The sequence below is a fragment of the Mycolicibacter algericus DSM 45454 genome (assembly GCF_002086455.1).
GTDB classification, from domain to species: Bacteria; Actinomycetota; Actinomycetes; order Mycobacteriales; family Mycobacteriaceae; genus Mycobacterium; species Mycobacterium algericum.
The window spans coordinates 51744-76376 of record NZ_MVHC01000014.1 but is presented as its reverse complement, the minus strand read 5'-3'; the positions used below and the strand labels follow the sequence as shown (position 1 = coordinate 76376).

Sequence of the window (24633 nt, the reverse complement as noted above, 5' to 3'; positions counted from 1 at the left end):
GAAAGGCTAACCGGCGGATGGCGCAGACCGTAAAATCTGCGCGATGCCGATCCGGTGGAACGTCCCCGAGCATTCGGCCGCCCTGCACCGACTGACCGAAGCGCTCGACGCAGCCGGGGTCCGCGCGGGTGCGGTGGTGCTCGGCCCCGACGGCTGCGGCAAGTCCACGCTGGCCCGGCTGGCCGCCGAGGACCGCGCCCGCCGGCACCCGACCACTCGCATCCGCTGGGTGATCGGCACCCCCGCGGAGCGCACGGTGCCGTTCGGTGCCCTGAGCCATCTGATCCGGGTCGCCGACATCGGCAAGCCCGCCGCGCTGCTGCGGGCAGCACGCGAATCGCTGGCCGAGGAGGCTCGCGACGGCGGCGAGCTGCTGCTGGTGGTCGACGACGCGCATCAGCTCGACATCCTCTCGGCGACGCTGGTCTACCAGCTGGCGCTGACCGGCGCGGCCCGGATGATCATCACCGGCTGCGCCGACGCCGCGCCCATCGCGGCGCCGCCCGTGGCCGCGTTGTGGGGCGATGAGTTGCTGGCCCGCATCGACATCGCGGCACCGGACGAGGCAACCCAAGCCGGCCACGACGTCGCTAATATCGAAGCCTTTGTGGCCGAGTTGCCGGCGCCCGCACGCGCGGTGCTGGATTACCTGGCTGTCATCGAGCCGCTGCCGTTGGCCGATCTGACCCAGCTGACCAGTGCCGGCGCCGTCGGCCAGGCCGAAGAACTCGGCGCGGTCGAGATCCGCAGCCGCGGCGGTCACGGCCCGGACCCGGTGGTCTACACCGCCCACCCGCTGTTCGGCGAGCGGGCGCGCGGAGCACTGGGCGCCCCGGACGGCGAGGCTGCCCGCCGGCTGCGCACCGAGGTGGTCGCGGTGCTGTCGAACCGGCCGTGCGAGCACGTCGGTGAGCAGTTGCGGCTGGCGGCGCTGACCGCCGACAGTGACGCGCCCCAGCCCGTCGGGGAGCTGGTGGGCGCCGCCCAGCAGGCACTGCGACTGGGGGATCTGAAGCTCGGTGAGCGGCTGGCCCGCAGTGCGCTCGACCGCTCCGGAGGTCTACCGGCCCGGCTGGCGCTGGCTCACGCGCTGGGCTGGCAGGGCCGCGGGCGCGACGCCGACGCGGTGCTGGCGGCGGTCGACCCGGCCGAGCTGACCGAACCGGAGTTGATGGCCTGGGCGCTGCCGCGAGCCGCCAACCAGTTCTTCATGCTGGGCGAGCCCGAGCGCGCCGCGGCGTTTTTGGCCGCCACCCGCGGCCGGGTCACCGGCACGACCCCGCGCATCACCCTGGACGCACTCGGCGCAACCTTCGCGATGAATGCCGGCAACATCGGCCGTGCCGTCGAGGCCGCGGCCGCGGTGCTGGCCGACCCGGCCGCCGACGACATGGCGGTGGCCTGGGCGGGCAGCGCCGCGGCACTGTGCGCGGCGAGGGCCGGCCGGTTCGACGACGTCGGGGCGCTGGCGCGCCGCGCAACCGACGCCGAACATCCCGGCCTGCTGCGGTTCACCATCGGGCTGGCCGAGATCACCGTGCTGCTGCTGACCGACCGGCTCACCGAGGCACACGAAACTGCCCGCCAGTTCACCGATTTCGCTGAACTGGCCCAGCCCGGCCGGGCGATCGGCGAGGTGCTGGTGGCGCAGGTGCTGATCGCGGCCGGCGAATTCGACGCCGCGGCCCAGCTGCTGGCACCGGCCGCGGCGACCTTGGAGCGGACCGGGTATTCGTGGGGTCCGCTGTCGCTGACCCTGCTGGCCACCGCCCTGGCGCGGCAGTCCGACATCGCCGGGGCGGCAAAAGCGTTGAGCCGAGCGGAATCCCGGCACGGAACGAAGTCGGCGCTGTTCGCCCCGGAGTTGGGTATGGCGCGCGCCTGGCAGCGGGCCGGCATGCGGGACCGACACGGCGGGGTCACCGCTGCCCGCGACGCCGCCCGGATGGCCGAACGCAGCGGGCAGTACGCGGTTGCGCTGCAGGCCTGGCAGGTGGCGGTCCAGCTCGGTGATGCCCGGGCCGTCGACCCGCTGGCCCGACTGTGCGAGGAGGTCGATTGCGCGGTCGGCCGGCAGGCGCTGGCCGCGGCCCGGGCTAACCCGTGAGGAACCGTCGCAGCAGGTCGGTCACCGCGCTGATCTGGGAGACCGGCACCCGCTCGTCGACGCAATGGGCCAGGTTGGGGTCGCCGGGCCCGTAGTTGACCGCGGGAACGCCGCGGGCGGCGAACCGCGAGACGTCGGTCCAGCCGTACTTGGCGCGTACCTGTCCGTCGGCGGCGGCCACCAAGGCAGCCGCCGCAGGCGCGGTGAGCCCGGGCAGGGCGCCGGCGGCGACGTCGGTCTGGTCGATCGCGACGTCGAGCCCGTCGAAGACCTCCCGCACGTGGGTCAGTGCCTGCTCGGGCGAGCGGTCCGGCGCGAAGCGGAAGTTCACCGTGACAGTGGCCGCGTCGGGAATCACGTTGCCGGCTACCCCGCCGTCGATGCGCACCGCCGAGAGCCCCTCGCGGTAGACGCAGCCGTCGATGTCGACGCTGCGCGGCCGGTAGGTGGCGAGCCGGTCCAGCACAGCCCCCAGTTTGTGGATGGCGTTGTCGCCCAGCCAGGACCGCGCCGAATGCGCCCGGGTGCCCCCGGCGGTGACGACGACCCGCAACGTGCCCTGACAGCCGGCCTCGATAAACCCGCCGGTGGGCTCACCGAGGATGGCGAGGTCGGCCACCAGCCAATCCGGCAGGTTGCGTTCGATGCGGTTCAGCCCGTTGGCGGCCGCGTCGATCTCCTCACAGTCATAGAAGACGCAGGTCAAGTCGTGTGCCGGTTCGGCGATGGTGGCGGCCAGGTGCAGGAAGACGGCGTCGCCGGATTTCATGTCGACGGTGCCGCAGCCGTGCAGTACATCACCTTCCGCCTCGGTGGTGCGGCGGCTGGGCAGATTGCCAGCCGCCGGGACGGTGTCCAGATGCCCGGCCAGCAGCACCCGAGTCGGTCGCCCCAGCCGCGTACGAGCCAGTACCGCATCGCCGTCGCGGATGATCTCGAAGCTGGAGGTTTGGGCCCGTAGCGCGGCTTCCACCTCGTCGGCGATCCGTGCCTCGTGCCGCGATTCACTGGGGATGTCGACCAGCGCCGCGGTCAGCGCGATCGGGTCGGAGCGCAGGTCCAGCACCGCCCCAGCGTAGCGGGTCGCCTTTTCTGGCGAGCAGACGTGAAAGCCCCCAATTCTCGGGCGCGCAGGGGGCTTTTGCGTCTGGTCGCCGGGGGAAAGTAGCCTGACCGGCGTGACTGGAGCTTCGGGCGTCGGCGTGGCGACGCTGGCCGCAGACGGATCGGTTCTCGACACCTGGTTTCCCGCACCGGAGTTGGACGGCTCGGGCGACCCGGGCACCGCCCGCTTGGCCGCTGCCGACGTGCCCGCCGACCTGGCCGGGCTGCTCGGGCGGGACGAGGACCGCGGCACCGAGACGGTGGCGGTGCGCACCGTGGTCGGTGCACTGGCGGACAAGGCCGCCGACGCCTACGACGCCTACCTGCGGCTGCATCTGCTGTCGCACCGACTGGTGGCGCCGCACGGACTCAACGCCGACGGGTTGTTCGGTGTGCTGACCAACGTGGTGTGGACCAATCACGGGCCGTGCGCGGTCGAGGGTTTCGAGTCGGTGCGAGCCCGGCTGCGGCGCCGCGGTCCGGTCACCGTCTACGGCGTGGACAAGTTCCCGCGGATGGTCGACTACGTGCTGCCGTCCGGGGTGCGCATCGCCGACGCCGACCGGGTGCGCCTGGGCGCGCACCTGGCGCCGGGCACCACGGTGATGCACGAGGGATTCGTCAACTTCAACGCCGGCACGCTGGGCACCTCGATGGTGGAGGGCCGCATCTCGGCGGGTGTGGTGGTCGGTGACGGCTCCGACGTCGGCGGCGGCGCGTCGATCATGGGAACGCTGTCCGGCGGTGGCACCCAGGTGATTTCGATCGGCCAGCGCTGCCTGCTGGGAGCGAACTCCGGGCTGGGCATCCCGCTGGGCGACGACTGCGTGATCGAGGCCGGACTCTATGTCACCGCCGGCACCAAGGTCGCCATGCCCGACGGGACGACGGTCAAGGCCCGGGAGCTGGCCGGCGGCAATAACCTGTTGTTCCGGCGCAATTCGTCGACCGGGGCGGTCGAGGTGGTCGCCCGCGACGGTCAGGGCATCGCGCTCAACGAGGACCTGCACGCCAACTAGCGGGCCCGTCAGACCAGCGCCTGCTCCTCCTTCGCGGGCTGGGTCGGTTGCGGCCAGGGCTGCGGACGCGGGCGCGGACGCACGATCTGCGGCCACCAGAACCAGCGCCCGAGCAGGGTGGCGATCGACGGCGTCATCAGGGACCGAACGATCAAGGTGTCGAAGAGCAGACCCAGTCCGATGGTCGTGCCGACCTGGCCGATCACGATCAATGCGCTGACAGCCATGGAGGCCATGGTGAAGGCGAACACCAGACCGGCAGCGGTGACCACGGCACCGGTGCCGACCATGGCGCGAATCAGCCCGGTGTGCAGGCCGGCGTGGATCTCCTCGCGGATGCGCGAGACCAGCAGCAGGTTGTAATCCGCGCCGACACCAAGCAGCACGATGACCGACATCGGCAGCACCATCCAGTGCAGCGGGATGCCCACGAGGTGTTGCCAGAGCACCACCGACACGCCGAACGCCGAGCCCAGACTGGTCACCACCGTGCCGATGATCACCGCTGCGGCCACCACGGCTCGGGTGAGGACCATCATGATGATGAAGATCAGCACCAGCGCGGCCGTCACGACGATCAGCAAGTCGAAGTTGGCGCCCTGCTGCATGTCGTGGAACATCGCCGCACTGCCGCCGAGGTAGATCCGGGCGCCCTCGAACGGTGTCCCCTTGATCGCGTCGGCCGCGGCGACCTTGAGCGATTCGATGCGCGATATTCCCTCGGGCGTCAACGGATCGCCCTGGTGAATGATGGTGAACCGCACCGCATGTCCATCCGGTGACAGGAACAGCTTGATACCCCGCTTGAAATCGGCGGTGTCGAAGGCTTCGGGCGGGAGGTAGAACGAGTCATCGTTCTTGGCAGTGTCGAACGCCTCGCCCATCGCGGTGGAATTCTCCTGCATCGCCATGTTCTGGTCCTGCTGGGCCTTCTGCACCTGATACTGGTTGAGCAAGGTCTGCTTCTGGTTCTTCATCGACTGGATCTGCGCCGGCATCACGGCGACCATCCGTGGCATCAGCTCGGCCATCCGCTGCATGTCGGGAACCAAGTCGTCGAAGTCGGCGGACATGGTGTCAACGCCGTCCAGGGCGTCGAAGATCGACCGCAGCGACCAGCAGATGGGGATGTCGAAGCAGTGCGGCTCCCAGTAGAAGTAGTTGCGGAACACCCGGAAGAAATCGTCGAAATCGGCCATGTGATTCCGCATGTCCCCGATGTCGACCGCCGTGTTCGCCATCTTGTCGGCCATCCGCTGGGACACCTCGGCCAGATCCTGCTGGATATTCATCATCTCGGTCATCGAGTCGATGCTGGCCTGCAGATCGTCGGCCTGATTGAGCAGGTTCTCCAGGTTGGTCTGCATGTAGTCGTTGTTCATCAGTGCGGCGGTGCCACTCTGCCCGATGGTGTAGGGGATCGTCGAATGTTTGATCGGATCGCCGTCGGGCCGGGTGATGGTCTGCACCTGGGCGATACCGTGCACGTTCTTAAGAGCCTTGGCAATCTTGTCGATCACCAGAAAATCTGCCGGGTTGCGCAGATCCCGGTCGGTTTCGATCATCATCAGGTCCGGGTTCATCTTCGCCTCGGAGAAGTGCCGGGTTGCGGCCGCGTAGCCGACATTCGCCGGGACGTCATCGGGCAGGTAGATGCGGTCGTTGTAGCTCGTGTGGTAACCCGGTAGCGCCAGCAGACCGATCAGCGACGCCGCGACGGCGACCACCAGAACTGCCCCGGGCCAGCGGACGGTTGAGGTGCCGACCCGATGCCAGCCACGCGATGCGGTGATGCGCTTGGGCTCCAGTAGACGACCGAACCGGCTGCACACCGAAATGACGGCGGGCCCTAGCGTCAAGGCGGCCGCCACCACGATCACCATGCCGACCGCCAACGGGATACCCATCGTCTGGAAGTACGGCAGCCGGGTGAAGTGCAGGCAGAACGTCGCCCCGGCGATGGTCAGCCCGGAGGCCAGCACCACATGTGCGGTGCCTCCGAACATGGTGTAGTAGGCGGCTTCTCGGTCCTCCCCGGATCTCCGCGCCTCCTGATACCGGCCGATCAGGAAGATCGCGTAGTCGGTGGAAGCCGCGATGGCCAAGGTCACCAGCATGTTGGTCGCGAAGGTGGTCAACCCGAACAGGTTGTGGAATCCCAGGAATGCCACCAGTCCTCGGGCGGCGAACAGCTCCAGTACGACCATCACCAACACGATGAGGGTGGTGAGGACGGATCGATAGACGGTCAACAGCATCACCGTGATCACGGCGAAGGTGAGCCGCTCGATGAGCTTCATACTCGCGTCGCCGACGTGGTTCTGATCGGTGCTGGTGGCCGCGGACCCGGTGACGTAGGCCCTCACCCCGGCGGGGGCGGGACTGTCGGATGCGATGTGGCGCACCGCGTCCACCGATTCGTTGGCCAGCGTCTCGCCCTGGTCGCCGGCGATGTAGACCTGAACGTAGGCGGCCTTGCCGTCGACACTCTGGGCGCCCTTGGCGGTCAGCGTGTCGCCCCAGAAGTCTTGCACATGCTGCACGTGGGCGGTGTCGGCGCGCAGATCACGCACCATCTGGTCGTAGAACTCGTGTGCGGCGGCGCCCAGCGGCTCGTCGCCCTCGAGCACGATCATCACCGAACTGCTGGTGTCGTACTCCTCGAACACCTTGCCGACGCGCTTGGTGGCGATCAGCGACGGTGCGTCGTTGGGGCTCATCGAAACCGCGCGCAGCTTGCCGACGTCCTCAAGTTGCGGGACGACGATGTTCAGCGCGGCGATCAACCCGATCCACGCCAGGATGATCGGCACCGCGAATTTCCGGATGAACCGGGGTATCCCCGGGCGCGCCACGCGACTCGTCACCGGAATCGGCTCGGTCGGCGCGGTCATGCTGCCTTCACAAAGCAGAAGGTCTCGGCATTCACTCCGGTAGCCGTCCTTTCCTGTTTGACCTCGTCGTCGACGGTGACCCGGCAGCTGATGCTGTCGCCGTCGCTCTGGGCCAGGATGTTGGGCATCACCGAAGGCAGGGTGGTCTGCAGTGTCAGCGTCCACGGCAGCGCGGCACTCGGGATGCGCTGCGGCTTCCCTTCCAGGTCCATGTAGTTGATGACGGCCGTGGTGCCCGAACCGAAGACCTCGTAGGTCACGAACTTGGGGTTGAAGTCCTCCGCGTTGTCCGAGGAGATGTCGGTGATGACGACGGGATGCGACCCGAAGACGGTCCGCAACTGGGCGACCGTGACGGCGCCTGCCGTGACTGCCGCCACGATCACGACGGGCAGCCACACCCGACTGATCAGCCTTTTCATCGTCACCTTCCCCGACGCTGACCGGGTTCGGCCGACGACGCAGTTCCAGGTAGCTAAGCTAATTATGTAAGTGGATTAAGTCAATCCGGTTTACGTGTTGTTCGCATTACACTCGGAGGGGTGAGTGTGAGTGAGGACACCGCCCGCCCGTTGCGCAAGGACGCCGAGCGCAATCGCAAGCGAGTCCTGGAGGCCGCCCGAGATCTGTTTGCCCGCAAAGGCCTCGAACCCAACCTCAATGACGTCGCACACCACGCGGGCGTGGGCGTCGGCACCGTGTACCGCAGGTTCGCCACCAAGGAGGAGCTATTCGAGGCGATCTTCGCCGACGGCCTCCATCAGCTGGCCGACTTGGCGGAATCAGCTCTGCGCCAACCAGATCCATGGCAGGGGTTCGTATGGTACGTCGAGCAGATGTGTCAGCTCACCGCGACAGACCGCGGATTGCGGGAGATCGCCTTCAGCAAGACCTACGGGGGCGATCGGGTGACCGCCGCCCAGGAGCGGCTTGTCCCGATCCTGAAACGGCTCGTCGAGCGCGCGCGGGCCGACGGCCGGCTGCGTCCCGAACTGTCCGATACCGACATGCCCATCTTCGGTCTGCTGGCCGGCACGGTCAGCGAGTTCGCCGGCCACGTCGACGCAGACCTGTGGCGCCGCTATGTGGCCCTACTCCTCGACGGGATGCGTTACCGCACTGACCATTCGCCGCTGCCGGTGGAGGCGCTGGACGACGACGGCGTCGACGCCGCGATGCGGACCTGGGAACCAGCCGGCCCCGGCGCTGACCGTCTCAGTGGACATCCCGACGGCGATTGAACGTGCAGCCGACGGCTACAGCATCGCGTTGCTGATCTTGTCGCTGTCCTTGCCGATGGTCTTGCAGTAGGCGCTCACCGCCACCCGCGTCGCGGACAGCTCCATGTTGGACGGCTCGTTGCCGTTCTTGTCCTTGAGCATCTTGGAGACTTCCGAGCGCTGCTTCTCGTCGTCGTGGCTGTTGAACTCCTGACAGGTGGTGTCGCCGCCCTTGTTGACGACCTTGCTGACCTCCGAGCATCCACCGAGCAGGAACGTCGCACCGGCGAGGAGCGCGCCGACGGCAAGAGTCCAATTTTTCACAGCGCCACTCCTTCTGGTTTCGGTTCGCGCAAGCGCGAGCCTACGGCAGCAACGCCTTCTTGAGTACCTTTCCCATTGCGTTGCGCGGCAGCGCATCCACCATCCGCACTTCGCGCGGGCGTTTGTGGGCCGACAGTTGTCGGCCGACGTAGTCGATCAGCTCATCGGATGTCGCCGTGTCGTCCGGGGCGGCGACGACGAACGCGACGATGCGCTGGCCCAGATCCTCGTCGGGCAGCCCGACGACGGCCACCTCGGCCACCGCGGGATGGCCGAGCAGGGCGGTCTCGATCTCACCGGCCCCGACCCGGAAGCCGCCGGTCTTGATCAGGTCCACCGATTCGCGGCCGACGATCCGGTGCATCCCGTCGGCGTCGATGACCGCGACGTCCCCGGTGCGGTACCAGCCGTCGGCGTCGAAGGCCGCCGCGGTCGCCTCGGGCAGGTTGAGGTAGCCGTCGAACAAGGTCGGCCCGCGCACCGCCAGCCGCCCGATGGTCGCCCCGTCGTGCGGGACCGGTTCGCCGTCCTCGCCGATGAGCTTGGTCTGCACCCCGTGCAGCGGCAGCCCCACCCAGCCGGGTCTGCGTTCGCCGTCGACGCGGGTGCTCACCGTGATCAGCGACTCGGTGCTGCCGTAGCGTTCGATGGGCTGGTGGCCGGTCCTGGCGACGAGCGCGTCGAACACCGGAACCGGTAGCGCCGCACTGCCCGAGACCAGCAGCCGGGCCGGCCGCAGCGCTTCGGCCGCACCGGCATCGGCCACCACCCGCGACCACACGGTGGGCACCCCGAAATACAGCGTGCCGCCGGCGGCCGCGTAGGCCTGCGGCGTCGGCTTGCCGGTGTGCACGAAGCGGTTCCCGACCCGCAGTGAGCCCAGCAGTCCCAACACCAGGCCGTGCACGTGATACATCGGCAGGCCGTGGACCAACACGTCCTCGGGGCTCCACTGCCAGGCCTGGGCCAGCGCGTCCAGGTCCGCGGCCAGCGCCCGCCGGCTCAACTGCACACCCTTGGGCGGGCCGGTGGTGCCGGAGGTGTAGATGACCAGCGCGGCGTCGTCCCCCGCCGGTTCGGGGGGCGGCTGGGCCGATCCGGCACCGCGCCGTACCGGCACATGCGGCAGGCCGGCGAGTTCGGTGGGCCGCTCCCCCAGCCAGGCCTGCGCGTTCGAGTCACGCAGGATGTGGGCGCGTTCGGCGACGCCGACGTCGGCGGGGACCGGGACCACCGGCAACCCGGCGAGCAGACACCCGGCGACCGCGAGCACGGTCGACGCCGTCGGGGTGGCCAGCACCGCCACCCGCCCCGCCCCGCCGAGGTCTTCGTGCGCCGCTGCCGCCGCAGCGCGCAAGTCGGCCCGGCTGAGCGCGGTGTTGTCGATGCGTACCGCATCGGCGATATCGTCGACGTGGGTGTCCAGCGAGGTCAGCAGCACCCGGGGGACGTTACCGGTTGCCTGCCCGGCCGGCGTTGGCCGCTCAGCCGGTCCACCGGCCACCGTCGTAGCTGGTATCAAGGAGCTTGTTCCATTAAATTTGTGGGGACGGGATCACGAGAGGCATACCGATGCACGACCAGTCCGACCAGCGGCGCGGGGCCAATCGCACCCGGCGGTTGCCGCGCAACCAGCAGCGGGAACGGGTGCTGCGACTGGTCACCTGCGCCACCGGCGCGGTGGATGCCTCCGAGATCGCCACCCAGATGGGCTTACACGTCACCACCGTGCGGTTCCACCTCGACGCACTGTGTGAGGACGGCTCGGTCGCGCGCACCCGGATCAAGCGGGACGGCGTCGGTCGCCCCCGCACCGGCTACGTCGCGGTGCGCGACCGGCTGGATTACCGGGGTCTGGCCGAGATCCTCGCGATGGAACTCGGCGACACCGCCGCCGAGCGCCGGCAGCGCGCCGAACGAGCCGGCCGGCGCTGGGCAGACCGGATCATGGCCCAGGACGGCTCCGACGAGTCCGCTGACGCCGCCCGGAACGGCGAACCGGCACCGGCACTCGACGACCGCACCGGCCGAATCGCCGACGCCTTCGAGCGAATGGGGTTCGGGCCGGAGATCACCGCGCCGGCCGACGTCGGCGACGGCCACCGCGAGTGCGCGATCCGGCTGCACGCCTGTCCGGTCCGCGACCTGGCGCGCTCCCATCCGGAAGTCAGCTGCGCCATGCACCTGGGTCTGCTGCGCGGGCTGCTCAGCACCGATGCCGACGGCGACGAGAACACTGCGCTGCACGCCGAGTTGGAGCCGTTCGTCGAGCCGGAGTTGTGCATCGCCAGGGTGATCGGTCGCTGACCGGTCCCGGCACCGGCACGATCAGTCGCGCGATGCGAGCGGCTCGGCGACCTCACGGCGCCCGATGTGCAGCTCGTCGCGGAGGCGCGGCACCATGTGCGGGTAGTGCAGTTCGAATGCCGGCCGCTCCGAACGGATTCGGGGCAGTTCGGTGAAGTTGTGGCGCGGCGGTGGGCAACTGGTCGCCCACTCCAGTGAACTGCCGTAGCCCCACGGGTCATCGACGGTCACGACCTCGCCGTAGCGCCAACTGCGAAACACGTTCCACAGGAACGGCAGCACCGATGCCGCCAGGATGAACGCCCCGATGGTGGAGACGATGTTGAACGGCTGGAACCCGTCGGTGGAAAGGTAGTCGGCGTAACGGCGCGGCATCCCCATGTTGCCCAGCCAGTGCTGCACCAGGAACGCGGTGTGGAAGCCGATGAACGTCAGCCAGAAGTGCAGCCTGCCCAGCCGCTCGTCGAGCAGCCGGCCGGTCATCTTCGGGAACCAGAAGTAGATCCCGGCGAAAGTCGAGAACACGATGGTGCCGAACAGCACGTAGTGGAAGTGCGCCACCACGAAATAGCTGTCGTGGACGTGGAAGTCCAGCGGCGGACTGGCCAGCATCACCCCGGTCAGCCCGCCGGCCAGGAACGTCACCGCGAACCCGAGCGAGAACAGCATCGGCGTCTCGAACGTCAACTGGCCCCGCCACATCGTGCCGATCCAGTTGAAGAACTTGATACCGGTCGGCACCGCGATCATGAAGCTCATGAACGCGAAGAACGGCAACAGCACCGCGCCGGTTGCGAACATGTGGTGCGCCCACACCGCCGTCGACAGGCCGGCGATGCTCATCGTCGCGTACACCATCTGGCTGTAGCCGAACACCGGCTTGCGGGCGAACACCGGGAAGATCTCGGTGACGATGCCGAAGAACGGCAACGCGACGATGTACACCTCGGGGTGGCCGAAGTACCAGAACAGGTGCTGCCACAGCAACGCTCCGCCGTTCGCTGCCTCGAAGATGTTCCCGCCCAGGTGACGATCGACTGCCAGGCCGAGCAGCGCCGCGGTCAACAGCGGGAAGACGATCAGCACCATGATCGAGGTGATCAGCACGTTCCAGGTGAAGATCGGCATCCGGAACATCGTCATCCCGGGGGCGCGCATGCAGACCACGGTGGTGATCATGTTCACCGCGCCCAGGATGGTGCCCAGCCCAGAGACCGCCAGCCCCATGATCCACAGGTCGGCCCCGGCGCCGGGGGCATGGACGACGCCGCTCAGCGGCGCGTAAGCGGTCCAGCCGAAATCTGCGGCACCGCCCGGCGTCAGGAACCCGGCGACGACGATCAGCCCGCCGAACAGATACAGCCAGTAACTGAAGGCGTTGAGCCGCGGGAAGGCCACATCCGGCGCCCCGATCTGCAACGGCAGCACCAGATTGGCGAAGCCGAACACGATCGGGGTGGCATACAGCAGCAACATGATGGTGCCGTGCATGGTGAACAGCTGGTTGTACTGCTCATTGGACAGGAACTGCAGGCCCGGCGCAGCCAGCTCGGTGCGCATCAGCAAGGCCATCAGTCCGGCGATCAGAAAGAAGCTGAACGTCGTCACCATGTACAAGATGCCGATCAGCTTGTGGTCGGTGGTGGCGATCACCCGGTAGACCAGCGCCCCGCGGGGGCCGGCCCTGGGCGGATACGGGCGCAGCGGTAACAGTTGCTTGCCGGGAATGCTCGTCAGGCTCATGCGGCACCCCGGCTGACCACATCTGCCATCGGCACACCTCCCGCCGAAGTCGTAGCCCCGTCGGCAGCGCGTGCCGGCCAGACCAGCGGATATAACGACCTATGGTACGGGAAATCCCTGCGACGCGTCGGCCGCTCACCCGGTCGCTCACCGAGCCGCGAAGGCGACCGCGACCTCCCCGGCCAGCCGGGCATTGGCCAGCACCAGCGCGACATTGGCGGCGACCGACGCGCCGTGGGTGCCCCGGTGGAAGTGATCGAGCAGGAAGGGGGTGACGTCTTTGCCGCGCACCCCGGCCGCCTCGGCGGCGGCCAGCCCATCGGCGAGCACCCGGTCGTGCAGTGCGCGGTCGAGTTCGGCGTCGGCGGGGATCGGGTTGGCCAGCACCAGTCCGCACCCGTCGGTGCGCAGTCGGGTGCGGGCACGCAGCACCGCGGCGGCCTGTTTCGGGGTCTGGACCCACCAATCGAGCGGGTAGCCGGAGTCGGTGAGGTAGAAGGCTGGGAAGCGGTCGGTGCGGTAGCCGATCACGCCCACCGACAGTGTCTCCAACCGCTCCAACGTCGCACCGATGTCCAGGATCGACTTGACGCCCGAGCACACCACCAGCACCGGGGTGCGCGAGAGCGTGACCAGGTCCGCGGACTCGTCGTAGCTGTCCCGGGCACCGCGGTGCACGCCGCCCAGCCCACCGGTGGCGAACACCGTGATGCCGGCTGCCGCCGCCAGGTGTGCGGTCGCGGCGACCGTGGTCGCACCATCGCCGCCCATGGCGGCCACCATCGCGATATCGCGGACGCTGACCTTGATCGCCGTGCCGCCGGTGGCGATGCGGTGCAGCGCCGGTTCGTCCAGGCCGATGTGCGGGCGGCCGTCGACGATGGCGATGGTGGCCGGTACCGCACCGCCGGCGCGTACCGCGTCCTCGATCTCACGGGCGATGCGCAGGTTGTCCGGCCGCGGCAGGCCGTGGGTGATGATCGTGCTCTCCAGCGCCACCACGGCCCGGCCGGCGGCCAGCGCATCGGCGACTTCGGGGTGAACGCGCACGGCTTCAACCGTAATCGCCCGGACCCGTCGCAGGGCACTGATAGCGTCCGCCGTAGTCCACCAAGAGGAACCGGAGGCTAGTTGTGGTCGACCGTCGGATCCCGGCCGTCGCACTGGCCTTCGCGCTCGCTGTGGGCCTGCCATCCGACGCTGCGGTCCGAGCGGAACCCGGTGTTGCCGGGCCGGTGGAACTCGCCGAACTCGACACCCTGCCGATCAAGGGCCGTGCCCCCAAGACCGGCTATGACCGCGCGCTATTCGGACAAGCCTGGAGCGATGACGTCACGGTGCCGGGCGGGCACAACGGCTGCGACACCCGCAACGACATCCTGCGCCGCGATCTGGTCGACATCGATTTCAAGCCGGGCACCAACGATTGCGTGGTGCTCTCCGGGGTTCTCAACGATCCCTACACCGGTACCGCGATCGCCTTTCAGCGCGGCCCGGGCACCTCCCGGGCGGTGCAGATCGACCACGTCGTGGCGTTGTCGGACGCCTGGCAGAAGGGCGCCCAGCAGTGGGACGAGCCGACTCGCCGCAACTTCGCCAACGACCCGCTGAACCTGCAGGCCACCAGCGGGCCGATCAACGAGCAGAAGGGCGACGGTGACGCCGCAACCTGGTTGCCGCCCAACAAGTCCTACCGCTGCGAGTATGTCTCGCGCATCGTGGCGGTGAAGTCCGGCTACGGCCTGTGGGTCACCCAGGCAGAACATGATGCGATCGCGCGCATCCTGACCGGCGAGTGCGGTGCGCCCGCCGACCCGCAAGCCCCGCCGGAGAGCGAGCCCCCGATCGAGCAGCCTCCGGCCGAACCGGTGCCGTTCGTCGGCTCGACCGACGGCCTGCCGGGGTATTTCCCGAACTGCGCCGCCGCCCGGGCCGCCGGCGCCGCGCCGATACTGATCGGGCAGCCCGGGTATCGGCCCGGGTTGGATCGCGACGGCGACGGCATCGCCTGCGAATAGCGCGCGGCATCGGTCACCCGGCGGAGAACGGGCGGGCCATGACCTTGGGCGCAAATCCGTACCTGGGACCGGATCCCCTCCCGCCGGCCCCGGCACCGGCCAGCGGCATCCCGCCCAGCAGGTTTCCGGAGCCCTCCGCGTCTGGGCTGATGGCCGAGACCGTGCTGACCGGGATCGGCGGGACCGCGCCTGCTGCCGGGCCGGCCGCGGTCCAGCCGGCCGGCACCGACAGGCGTCCGGCCGCCGCGGCATTGCCCAGGGCGGCGGCCACCGGTGACCCGCCACCGAGCGGGGCGGCCAAACCGGCGGCTGGCAGCGCCGCGGGCAACGCCCCCGCAGCCGCCTTGGCGCCGTCGCCGGCAGCCTTCGTCGCAGCGGCAGCCGGCGCCAGTGCCTTGGACAACGACACCCCGCTGTTGATCGCACCCGTGGAGAAGTGCGCTATCGCGATGCTGCTTTGCGCCGGGGCGACATAGGACGTCCACGGGGCGAGCAGGTTGGCTATCGGGCTTTCGGGGGTGTACTTCAGGCCCACCATGGCGTACAGATCGCCCAGCATGTCATCCAGCGGTGACGTCGACGCATCCGCTGCACCCGCCGCCGATGAGGCGGGGGCGGTCAAGCTCGCCAATGCCGACTGGACCGTGGAAACCAGGTGCGAGGACGGTGAATTGCCGGTGGTGGTCGGGTCGGGGCCGCTGAACGGCGCCACCTGCGACGCCGATGCCGACTCACCGGCGTATTGGTACATGGCGGCGGCATCACGCGCCCACATCTCGCCGTAGTCGGCCTCGGTCACCGCGATCGCCGAGGTGTTCTGTCCCAGAACGTTTGTCGACAACAGCGACGACAGCTGGATGCGGTTGGCGTCGACGTCGGCGGGATGCACCGTGGCCGCCACGGCGCAGTCGTAGGCCGCGGCGGCCTGCCGGGCCCGCGTTGCGGCCTGCTCGGCCCGCGCCGCGGTGGCATGCATCCACTCCAGGTACGGCGTGGCCGCTTGCGCCATCGAGGCCGATGACGGCCCAAGCCAATCCTCGCCGACCAGGCGCATCACGATCGCCTCGTATCCGGTGGCGGCCGAGGTCAGTTCGGCCGCCAGCCTGCTCCAGGCCGACGCGGCGGCGATCAGCGGCGACGAGCCCGCCCCGGAATAGATTCGCGCCGAGTTGACCTCCGGCGGCAACGCCCCGAAATCCATTGTCGTGAGCTAACTTGCCGCAGCGGCGTTGACCGCCTCGGTTGCCGCATACGACTCGGAGCTGAGCGCCAATGTCCGCACGAATGCCTCGTGGATGGCGGCGGCTTGAGCACTGACCTCTTGGTATGCCTGTGCGTGAGCGGAGAACAGCGCCGCCGTCAACGCCGACACCTCGTCGGCCGCCGCCGGCGGCAACACCGTGGTCGGCCCGGCGGCTGCCATGTTCTGCGCCGCTACCACCGATCCGATGCCCCGCAGTTCACTGGCAGCGCTGGCCAACGCTTCCGGCTGGGTGTTGACGAACGACATCTGCCACCTCCTGATCATTGTCTGCGCCATGGCACTTCGCGAATCTTGCTGATTGTGAGATTAAGAGATTTTTCGGACCTGCTGTTACCGGCGCCCGGCCACGCAATCACCGCACCTCGGCGTCGTTCGCACGCACCCGGGATTCACTTCTGGCCCGTGGGTGTCGCTCAAGTGCCCCTGACCACCGCAAACCCCGCTCGAAGACCGAAACGCATCGGCTGGTGATCACCCGCTCAGTGTGCGGTGTGAGAAAAAGAATCCCGTCGCGGTTAAAGTCCGGTATCGACCGACATCGGATTCTGCTACGGCGCAACGGAAGTGGGTCGGGCGGCGATGTCAGAAGGAGACCGGCCGGTCAGCCACCGGCCGGATGGCGCGTCAACACGCTGTACCGGAAGCCGTATCGGTTGACGTAGCCGTCGCTGCGGCGAGCGGCACCCCCGCCGCTGATCGGCATCCCCCGCAATATCCCCCGAGGCTGGCTCTCGCCGGACGAGGTGGCGGCAGCCGGCGGCGGCAGGGGCTGCGGAGTCGTCTCGGTTACCGCGCCGGACCAGCTGGGAGGCACCGACAACCGGCCGACGGTGCCTGCGCGTCCGACACCCGCTGCGGGCACTCCGCCCGCGCCGGCCGTCACCGGCGGGATCGGCCCGCTGGGCACCGGCGGCACCGCGGTGGCGCTGGAAGCGGGCGGCAAGATCCCCTTGGCGATGTTCATGATGTTCGTCGGGGTCGAGGCCAGTCGCTGGACGATCTGCACCGTGCTGGTGGAGCTCTTCAGCATCTGCGGCAGGTTCGCTTTGAGGTCCTCCCATACCGCATACTGCGACGGCGATGCGGAGAGGTGCTGCAGCCATTGTCGGATGGCCTCGACCAGATCGGTCGAGACCTGTTGTTGTGCCGCCGATCCCACGGCTCGAGTCACGGCGTCCCGCTGGTGTTCCTCGCCGCCCGCGGCAGTGGTCTCCGGTGGTGTCTGGAAGGGTGTCACCATGGTGGCGACCCGTGAGGCCGCCGCGTAGCCGTACATCACCACGGCATCCTGTGCCCACATCTCGGCGTAGTGCGCCTCAGTGGCCGCGATCGCGGAGCTGTTCTGCCCCAGCAGGTTCGTCGCCACGAGCAGGGCCAGCAGGCTGCGATTGGCGGCGACTTCGCTCGGGGGGACCGTTGCCGCGTAGGCGATCTCATACGCGCCGGCGGCGGCGCGGGCGTAGTCGGCGGCCTGCTCGGCTTCGGTGGCGGTCGCGGTCATCCACGACACGTAGGGGCCTACCGCTGTCAGCATCGTCGTTGCGGACGGTCCCCACCACGAGGCCTCGACGATCTGGGAGATCAGCGATCCGTAGAGCTCGGCCGCCGAATACAGTTCCTTCCCAACAGCGCTCCACGCGGTCGCCGCTGCCAGCAGCGGCGCCGACCCGGCGCCGGAATACATTCGCGCCGAATTGATTTCCGGCGGCAACGCTGCGAAGTCCATCACCACAACCCTTCGCGCATATCGCCGGACCGATCCCCGTCATCCGTCGGCCTTTCAGCGGCAACGGAGCTCATCTTTGGGAGAGCCCTGCGTCGCCGTCCACGGCCGGCGGTTTGAGGCGAGGTTAGTACGACGACCGCGCACCTCCCGCCGGCCGGCGACGGCGTATACCCGGCGACACCCGGCGGGTGCCGGTTCGCGACCGCGGTCTGCATCGGCCACGCGGCGAGCCTGTTCTACGGCTTTCACCTGCGGCAATGCTCGTTGTGACGGTAGCTTGCGGGCCAGGTTCGTCCGCCGCGATATGTCGGCCCGAGCCGCTGGACGCAGATAGAATCTCGCAGCCGCTAAACCCTGACCGTAGCGACGCGCTGGTCGTTAGTGCGGCCTAGCGGTCCGGATCGATTCGGTCGACCGCCGCGGCGATTCGCTCGTCGGGGGCGGTGAGCGCCACCCGGACGTGCTGGGCGCCGGACGGCCCGTAGAACTCGCCGGGCGCGACCAGGATGCCGCGCTCGGCGAGCCATCCGAGGGTCTGCCGGCAGGCTTCGCCGCGGGTGGCCCACAGGTACAGCCCGCCCTGCGAGTGGTCGACGGTGAATCCGGCCGCACGCAGCGCCGGCAGCAGCAACGCGCGGCGGCGCGCATACCGGTCGCGCTGCTCGTGTTCGTGCTCGTCGTCCTCGAGGGCGGCGGCCATCGCCGCCTGCACCGGGGTCGGGACCATCATCCCGGCGTGTTTGCGCACCGCGAGCAGTTCGGCCACCACGGCAGCGTCGCCTGCGACGAATCCGGCCCGGTAGCCGGCCAGCGACGACGTTTTCGACAATGAGTGCACGGCCAGCAGACCGGTGTGGTCGCCGTCGCACACCTGCGGGTGCAGCACCGACCGCGGTGCCGTGTCGTCCCAGCCCAGCCCCAGGTAGCACTCGTCGGAGACCAGCAGCACCCCGTTCTCGCGGGCCCAGCCGACGAGGGCGCGCAGCTCACCGGCGGTCAGGATGGCTCCGGTCGGGTTGCTCGGCGAGTTCAGGTACACCAGGGCCGGCGGCGCGCCGTCGAGGCGCTGCGGCGCGTCGCTGCGCACCCACGACGCTCCGGCGAGCCGGGCCCCGACCTCGTAGGTGGGATACGCCAATTCGGGTATCACCACCACGTCGTCGCCGCCGAGACCGAGCAGGGTCGGCAGCCAGGCAATGAGTTCCTTGGTGCCGATCACCGGCAGTACCGCCGACTCTGCGACGCCGGTGATGCCGTAGCGGCGGGCCAGCGCCGCGACCGCCGAGGCCCGCAGTCCCGGTGTCCCGGCGGTGGTCGGATATCCCGGCGCCGACGAGGCCGCCGCCAAGGCGTCGCGAATGACCGGGGCGACCGGGTCGACTGGGGTGCCGACCGATAAGTCGACGATGCCGTCGGGGTGGGCCTTGGCCAGCGCCGTCACGTCGGCCAGCGTGTCCCACGGGAAAGTCGGCAGCGCGGCCGATCTGCCGCCATACACGGGACTCACGGGGCTGCGGCGGGGCGGCGGGGCGGCGGCGGATTCATCAGTTTCTGATAGTAGCCGCGGCGGGACGGCGCGCCGCCGACCAGCATAACCGAGGCTATGCACGCAGTTGCACTGCAACTAGTTGCATAGCTGGCGACGGGGTGCCTATCCTTGCCGTCGTGGCCCTTCCCCACGCGATCCTGGTGTCGCTGTCCGAGCAGGCCGGCTCCGGTTACGAACTCGCCAACCGATTCGATCGTTCGATCGGCTACTTCTGGAGCGCCACCCACCAGCAGATCTATCGCACGCTGCGCAGCATGGAAGCCGACGGCTGGGTGGTCGCCACCGAGGTTGCCCAGCGCGGCCGCCCGGACAAGAAGGTCTACACCGTCGCCGAGGCCGGGCGTGACGAGTTGGCCCGTTGGCTCGCCGCACCGCTCGCCGGTCGCGGCAGCTCGATCGTGGACAACCGGCTGCGGGAACTGGCGGTCAAGATCCGCGGCGCCGGGTACGGCGACGCCGCCGCAGTGCGCGAACAGGCCGTCATGTTGCGCTCCGAACGTTCCGCGCGACTCGACGTCTACCGCGCCCTGGAGAAGAAGCAGTTCCCGGATCCCGGCTCACTGTCCGGAGCCGCGCTGCACCAGTACCTGGTGTTGCGCGGCGGCATCCGGGCCGAGGAAAGCGCCATCGACTGGCTCGACGAAGTGAAAGAGGCACTGCGGTGAAGGCGGCACTGTGACAGCGCAATACCCGATACTGTTGTCCCCGTTGGATCTCGGGTTCACCACCCTGGACAACCGGGTGGTGATGGGTTCGATGCACACCGGCCTGGAGGACCGGGCCTCCGACATCGGCAAGCTGGCCGAATACTTCGCCGAACGCGCCCGCGGCGGCGTGGGGCTGATCATCACCGGCGGATACGCCCCGAACCGGACCGGCTGGCTGCTGCCGTTCGCCTCGGCCATGATCAGCTCCGCCGATGCCCGCCGCCACCGCCGCGTCACCGACGCCGTGCACGATGCCGGCGGCAAGATCCTGCTGCAGGTGCTGCACGCGGGACGCTATGCCTACCACCCGTTTTCGGTCAGCGCCTCGGCGATCAAGGCTCCGATCAACCCGTTCCGGCCGCGGGCGCTGTCGTCGCGGGCGGTCGACTCGACCATCGACGACTTCGCCCGGGCGGCCGAACTGGCCCGCGAGGCCGGCTACGACGGTGTCGAGATCATGGGCAGCGAAGGGTATCTGCTGAACCAATTCCTGGCGCCGCGCACCAACAAACGCACCGACCGCTACGGCGGAACCGCGGCCAACCGGCGCCGCTTCCCGGTGCAGGTGGTGGCGCGCACCCGCGGCGCGGTAGGTCCCGACTTCATCATCTGCTACCGGATGTCGCTGGCCGACTACGTCGAAGAGGGGCAGAGCTGGGACGAGGTCCTCGCGCTGGCAACCGAAGTCGAGGACGCCGGGGCCACCATGATCAACTCCGGGTTCGGCTGGCACGAGGCCCGGGTGCCGACCATCGTCACGTCGGTCCCCAACAGCGCGTTCGTGGACATCTCCCACGCGGTCGCCGATCACGTCGCGATCCCGGTGGTGGCGTCCAACCGGATCAACATGCCGCAGGCAGGCGAACAGATCCTCGCCGAGACCTCGGTCCAGCTGGTGTCGATGGCCCGCCCGATGCTGGCCGACCCCGACTGGGTGCGCAAGGCCGCCGCCGGCCGGGCCGATGAGATCAACACCTGCATCGCCTGCAACCAGGCCTGCCTGGACCATGCCTTCGTGCACAAGAAGGTCTCGTGCCTGGTCAATCCCCGGGCCGGCCATGAGACGACGCTGGTCTTGCGCCCGACACGGCACGGCCGGCGGGTCGCGGTCGTCGGCGCCGGACCGGCCGGGCTGTCGGCGGCGGTGACGGCCGCCGAGCGCGGCCACGACGTGACGCTGTGGGAGGCCAACGAGTTCATCGGCGGCCAATTCGACCTGGCCAAGCGGATTCCCGGCAAAGAGGAATTCGCCGGGACGATCCGCTACTACACCACGATGCTGGAGAAGTATGCGGTGGCCGTGCGATTGGGCAGTCGCGCGAGCGTCGAGGAATTGACCGATTTCGACGAGGTGATCCTGGCCACCGGCGTGAAGCCGCGGATCCCGCAGATTCCCGGTATCGAGCACCCGATGGTGCTGTCGTATGCCGAGGCGATCAACGGCCGGCCGGTGGGTGACGCGGTGGCGGTGATCGGCGCCGGCGGAATCGGGTTCGACGTCAGCGAATTCCTGGTCGTGGCGAACCCGGAGTCCTCGCCGACGCTGAACCTCAAAGAGTGGCGGGCCGAATGGGGCGCCGCCGACCCGTGGGACGCCCGGGGGGCGCTGATGCCACCGGATCCGGCGCCGCCGGCCCGGCAGGTGTACCTGTTGGCACGGACGGCGGGCGCGCAGGGCCGCAACCTCGGCAAAACCAGCGGATGGGTGCACCGGGCGTCGTTGAAAGCCAAAGGCGTCCAACAGCTCTCCGGGGTGAACTATGAACGCATCGATGACGACGGGTTGCACATCAGCTACGGCCGGAAAAGGTCGCGCCCGCAGCTACTGGCAGTCGACAACGTGGTGATCTGCGCCGGGCAGGAATCGGTGCGTGACCTCGAGGACGGCTTGCGGCAACGCGGGATGCGCCCGCACGTCATCGGCGGGGCCGCGCTGGCGGCCGAACTGGATGCCAAGCGGGCCATCAAACAGGGCACCGAGCTGGCCGCGCGCCTGTAGTCCACCCGCCCGCGACCGTGCGCAAATCCGGTTGTCAGCCCGGCGTGTCGGCCGGGGACGCGCTCCCCCGCAAGCGGGTGGTGCCCCCAGCTCGCGGTAATAGGGGCGCGTAGTCGGTGGTGCGCTGGCGAGCCGGGCGGCCGATGCCCTCGGCGATGCCCACCAGTTCAGCGATGGTCTTGGCCGAGCCGTGCTCGGAGCCCGCCATCCGGGAGATGGTCTCCTCCATCAGGGTGCCGCCCAGATCGTTGGCGCCACCGTTGAGCATCACCTGGGTGCGCTCCACCCCCAGCTTGACCCAGCTGGTCTGGATGTTGGGGATGCGCCCGTGCAGCATGATCCGGGCCAGCGCGTGCACCGCACGGTTGTCGCGGTGACTCGGGCCGGGCCGCGCGCCGCCGGCCAGGTACAGCGGCGAGCTCTGGTGCACGAACGGCAGCGGTACGAACTCGGTGAATCCGCCGGTGCGGTCCTGGATGTCGCGCAGCACCTTAAAGTGCCCGATCCAATGGCGCGGCGAATCGATGTGGCCGTACATCATCGTCGAACTCGACCGCAGCCCGACCTCGTGCGCGGTGGTGACGACCTCGACCCACATCGAGGTCGGCAGCTTGCCCTTGGTCAGCACCCAGCGGATCTCGTCATCGAGAATCTCCGCGGCGGTGCCCGGGATGCTGCCCAGGCCGGCCTCGCGCAGGCTGATCAGCCACTCCCGAATACTCAAGCCGCTCTTGGACACCCCGTTGGTGATCTCCATCGGTGAGAAGGCGTGCACGTGCATCGACGGCACCCGGGCCTTGACCGCGCGCACCAGGTCGGCGTAACCGGTGACCGGCAGTTCCGGGTCGATCCCGCCCTGCATGCAGACCTCGGTGGCGCCCGCCAGGTGCGCCTCGTAGGCGCGCTGGCCGACCTCGGCATTCGACAGCGAGAAAGCGTCGGCATCGCCCTTGCGCTGGGCGAACGCGCAGAACCGGCAGCCGACATAACAGATGTTGGTGAAGTTGATATTACGGTTGACCACGTAGGTGACGTCGTCGCCGACAACCTCGCGACGCAATGAATCCGCCAGCGCGGCAACGGCTTCCAATGCCGGACCGTCCGCGGTGGCCAGTGCCAGGTACTCGGCGTCGGTGCAGCCGGCCGGGTCGCGTTCGGCTGAGCGCAGCGCGGCCAGCACATCGGTGTCGACGCGTTCGGGGGCGCGGGCGGCCAGTTGGTGGATCTGTTCGCGGATCGACTCCCAGTCCCCGAAGGCGCTACCCAGATCACTGCGGGTCTCGGTGGCCCGGCCGTCGACATCGATGGCGGTGTGCAGGTCCACCCGGCCGGCCGAGACCACCTCGTCGGGTTCCTGCCAGGCCAGCCCGACCGGGTTGACGTCGCGCGCCCACCCGGTGTCCGGGTCGGCCAGCGCCGCGACGTGCGGGCGCACCCGCGGGTCGATCCACGCCGCGCCGGCCTGCACGTAGTCGGGCTGGGCGGTAAGCCGCTGCACCAGGTCGTAGCCGGCCCGCTCGGTGACCGCGGCCAGATCGTCCAGCGCCGGCCAGGGCCGCTCGGGATTGACATGATCGGGGGTCAGCGGCGACACCCCGCCCCAATCGTCGACCCCGGCGCCGATCAGCGCCAGACACTCCTGGGTCGAGACCAGGTTGGGCGGCGCCTGCACCCGCATCTTCGGTCCCAGCACCAGCCGGGTCGCCGCCACCGTGGCCAGGAATTCCTCGAAGCCGGCGTCCGGCGTCGACGCCATCGCGGTGTGCTCTTTGGCCCGGAAGTTCTGCACGATCACTTCCTGGATGTGCCCGAACTCCTTGTGCACCTTGCGGATCGCGTGCACGGTGTCGGCGCGCTCGGCCAGCGTCTCGCCGATGCCGACCAGCAGGCCGGTGGTGAACGGGATCGAGAGGCGGCCCGCATCGGCCAGGGTGCGCAGCCGTACCGCCGGATCCTTGTCGGGGCTGCCGTAGTGTGCCTGCCCCTTGGTCTCGAACAGCCGCCGCGAGGTGGTCTCCAGCATCATGCCCATGGACGGTGCCACCGGCTTGAGCCGCGACATCTCCGACCAGCTCATCACGCCGGGGTTCAGGTGCGGCAGCAGGCCGGTCTCCTCCAGCACCCGGATGGCCATGGCTCGCACGTAGGCCAGCGTGCTGTCATAGCCACGCTCGTCGAGCCACTGCCGCGCTTCGGGCCAGCGCTCCTCGGGCCGGTCCCCGAGGGTGAACAGCGCTTCCTTGCACCCCAATTCGGAGCCTCGGCGGGCGATCTCGAGAATCTCGTCGGGCCCGAGATACATCTGCTTGCCCTGCGCCCGCAGCACGCCGGGAACGGTGACGAACGTGCAGTAATGGCAGGTGTCCCGGCACAGGTGCGTGACCGGGATGAACACCTTGCGCGAGTAGCTGACCGGCAGCCTGCCACCCGGCCCGCGCCGGCCGCCCGAGACCAGGCCGGCGTCGCGGACCCGGGCCGCGCTGGCGCACAGGTCGGCCAGGTCGGGACCGCGGGCACTCATCGCGATGGCGGTTTCCTCGATGTTGAGGAGCACGCCGTCGCGGGCCCGCCGCAGGACTCGCCGCAGCGCCGACGGGTTCGTCATCCGCGCTGCACCCGAACCCGGAATCTCGCGCATGCCATATGCGCCAC

Annotated in this window: 19 protein-coding genes; 7 read left to right on the top strand and 12 right to left on the bottom strand. The window is 69.1% G+C overall.

What is annotated here, in order from left to right; genetic code table 11:
- The first annotated feature begins 43 nt into the window (after positions 1 to 43).
- Positions 44 to 2107, top strand: a complete 2064-nt coding sequence (locus tag BST10_RS14110) for an ATP-binding protein (protein ID WP_083038432.1) — start codon at positions 44 to 46, stop codon at positions 2105 to 2107.
- On the opposite strand, the gene dapE is transcribed toward BST10_RS14110, so the two are convergent.
- On the bottom strand, positions 2097 to 3173 hold the full coding sequence (gene dapE, locus BST10_RS14105) for a succinyl-diaminopimelate desuccinylase (RefSeq protein ID WP_083038431.1): 1077 nt from the start codon (positions 3171 to 3173) through the stop codon (positions 2097 to 2099). The two genes, BST10_RS14110 and dapE, sit on opposite strands and share 11 nt — an antisense overlap.
- 103 nt (positions 3174 to 3276) lie before the next feature.
- Between dapE and dapD the strand changes: the two genes are divergently transcribed.
- Entirely contained in the window at positions 3277 to 4230 is a 954-nt protein-coding gene (gene dapD / locus BST10_RS14100) for a 2,3,4,5-tetrahydropyridine-2,6-dicarboxylate N-succinyltransferase (protein ID WP_109559518.1), read from the top strand.
- A gap of 8 nt (positions 4231 to 4238) precedes the next feature.
- Here the strand turns inward: dapD and BST10_RS14095 are convergent, their stop codons facing one another.
- Together BST10_RS14095 and BST10_RS14090 are read right to left on the bottom strand one after the other, a co-directional pair.
- On the bottom strand, positions 4239 to 7124 hold the full coding sequence (locus tag BST10_RS14095; RefSeq protein ID WP_083038427.1) for an MMPL/RND family transporter: 2886 nt from the start codon (positions 7122 to 7124) through the stop codon (positions 4239 to 4241).
- Complete coding sequence (locus BST10_RS14090; protein WP_013828117.1) at positions 7121 to 7546, bottom strand: MmpS family transport accessory protein; 426 nt, start codon at positions 7544 to 7546, stop codon at positions 7121 to 7123. Before BST10_RS14090 ends, BST10_RS14095 begins: the two co-directional genes overlap by 4 nt.
- A 126-nt stretch (positions 7547 to 7672) precedes the next feature.
- On the opposite strand from BST10_RS14090, the gene BST10_RS14085 reads away from it, so the two are divergent.
- A complete protein-coding gene (locus BST10_RS14085; RefSeq protein WP_083038468.1) occupies positions 7673 to 8365 on the top strand; it encodes a TetR/AcrR family transcriptional regulator in 693 nt (230 codons plus the stop codon).
- 15 nt (positions 8366 to 8380) lie between these two features.
- On the opposite strand, the gene BST10_RS14080 is transcribed toward BST10_RS14085, so the two are convergent.
- Entirely contained in the window at positions 8381 to 8668 is a 288-nt protein-coding gene (locus BST10_RS14080) for a hypothetical protein (protein ID WP_083038425.1), read from the bottom strand.
- Between the two features lie 40 nt (positions 8669 to 8708).
- A complete protein-coding gene (locus BST10_RS14075; protein ID WP_083038422.1) occupies positions 8709 to 10109 on the bottom strand; it encodes an acyl-CoA synthetase in 1401 nt (466 codons plus the stop codon).
- A 131-nt stretch (positions 10110 to 10240) separates the two neighbouring features.
- Here BST10_RS14075 and BST10_RS14070 point away from each other — a divergent pair, with 131 nt between their 5' ends.
- Entirely contained in the window at positions 10241 to 10975 is a 735-nt protein-coding gene (locus BST10_RS14070) for a helix-turn-helix transcriptional regulator (protein WP_013828113.1), read from the top strand.
- Positions 10976 to 10996: 21 nt separating this feature from the next.
- On the opposite strand, the gene ctaD is transcribed toward BST10_RS14070, so the two are convergent.
- The gene (gene ctaD / locus BST10_RS14065; RefSeq protein WP_013828112.1) at positions 10997 to 12718 is read right to left on the bottom strand and encodes an aa3-type cytochrome oxidase subunit I; all 1722 of its coding nucleotides are present in this window, start codon (positions 12716 to 12718) and stop codon (positions 10997 to 10999) included.
- A 147-nt stretch (positions 12719 to 12865) separates the two neighbouring features.
- On the bottom strand, positions 12866 to 13768 hold the full coding sequence (locus BST10_RS14060; RefSeq protein WP_013828111.1) for a pseudouridine-5'-phosphate glycosidase: 903 nt from the start codon (positions 13766 to 13768) through the stop codon (positions 12866 to 12868).
- Positions 13769 to 13851: 83 nt separating this feature from the next.
- Between BST10_RS14060 and BST10_RS14055 the strand changes: the two genes are divergently transcribed.
- A complete protein-coding gene (locus BST10_RS14055; RefSeq protein ID WP_083038466.1) occupies positions 13852 to 14736 on the top strand; it encodes a GmrSD restriction endonuclease domain-containing protein in 885 nt (294 codons plus the stop codon).
- Positions 14737 to 14749: 13 nt separating this feature from the next.
- Here BST10_RS14055 and BST10_RS14050 read toward each other — a convergent pair whose 3' ends face one another.
- The 4 genes from BST10_RS14050 to dapC all read right to left on the bottom strand — a co-directional run bounded on the left by BST10_RS14050 (position 14750) and on the right by dapC (position 19224).
- Complete coding sequence (locus BST10_RS14050) at positions 14750 to 15937, bottom strand: PPE family protein (protein ID WP_083038420.1); 1188 nt, start codon at positions 15935 to 15937, stop codon at positions 14750 to 14752.
- A gap of 9 nt (positions 15938 to 15946) precedes the next feature.
- Complete coding sequence (locus tag BST10_RS14045) at positions 15947 to 16246, bottom strand: PE family protein (protein WP_013828108.1); 300 nt, start codon at positions 16244 to 16246, stop codon at positions 15947 to 15949.
- 355 nt (positions 16247 to 16601) lie between these two features.
- Positions 16602 to 17726, bottom strand: a complete 1125-nt coding sequence (locus BST10_RS14040) for a PPE family protein (protein ID WP_235673562.1) — start codon at positions 17724 to 17726, stop codon at positions 16602 to 16604.
- 388 nt (positions 17727 to 18114) lie between these two features.
- Positions 18115 to 19224 carry a succinyldiaminopimelate transaminase gene (gene dapC, locus BST10_RS14035; protein ID WP_083038416.1) on the bottom strand — a complete coding sequence of 370 codons (1110 nt, stop codon included), beginning with the start codon at positions 19222 to 19224 and terminating at the stop codon, positions 18115 to 18117.
- Between the two features lie 167 nt (positions 19225 to 19391).
- On the opposite strand from dapC, the gene BST10_RS14030 reads away from it, so the two are divergent.
- Positions 19392 to 19940: a PadR family transcriptional regulator gene (locus BST10_RS14030; protein WP_083038414.1), complete on the top strand. Its 549-nt coding sequence runs from the start codon at positions 19392 to 19394 to the stop codon at positions 19938 to 19940.
- Positions 19941 to 19950: 10 nt separating this feature from the next.
- Entirely contained in the window at positions 19951 to 21981 is a 2031-nt protein-coding gene (locus tag BST10_RS14025; protein ID WP_083038412.1) for an NADPH-dependent 2,4-dienoyl-CoA reductase, read from the top strand.
- 34 nt (positions 21982 to 22015) lie between these two features.
- Here the strand turns inward: BST10_RS14025 and BST10_RS14020 are convergent, their stop codons facing one another.
- Entirely contained in the window at positions 22016 to 24619 is a 2604-nt protein-coding gene (locus tag BST10_RS14020) for a bifunctional FO biosynthesis protein CofGH (protein ID WP_083038410.1), read from the bottom strand.
- Positions 24620 to 24633 lie beyond the last annotated feature (14 nt).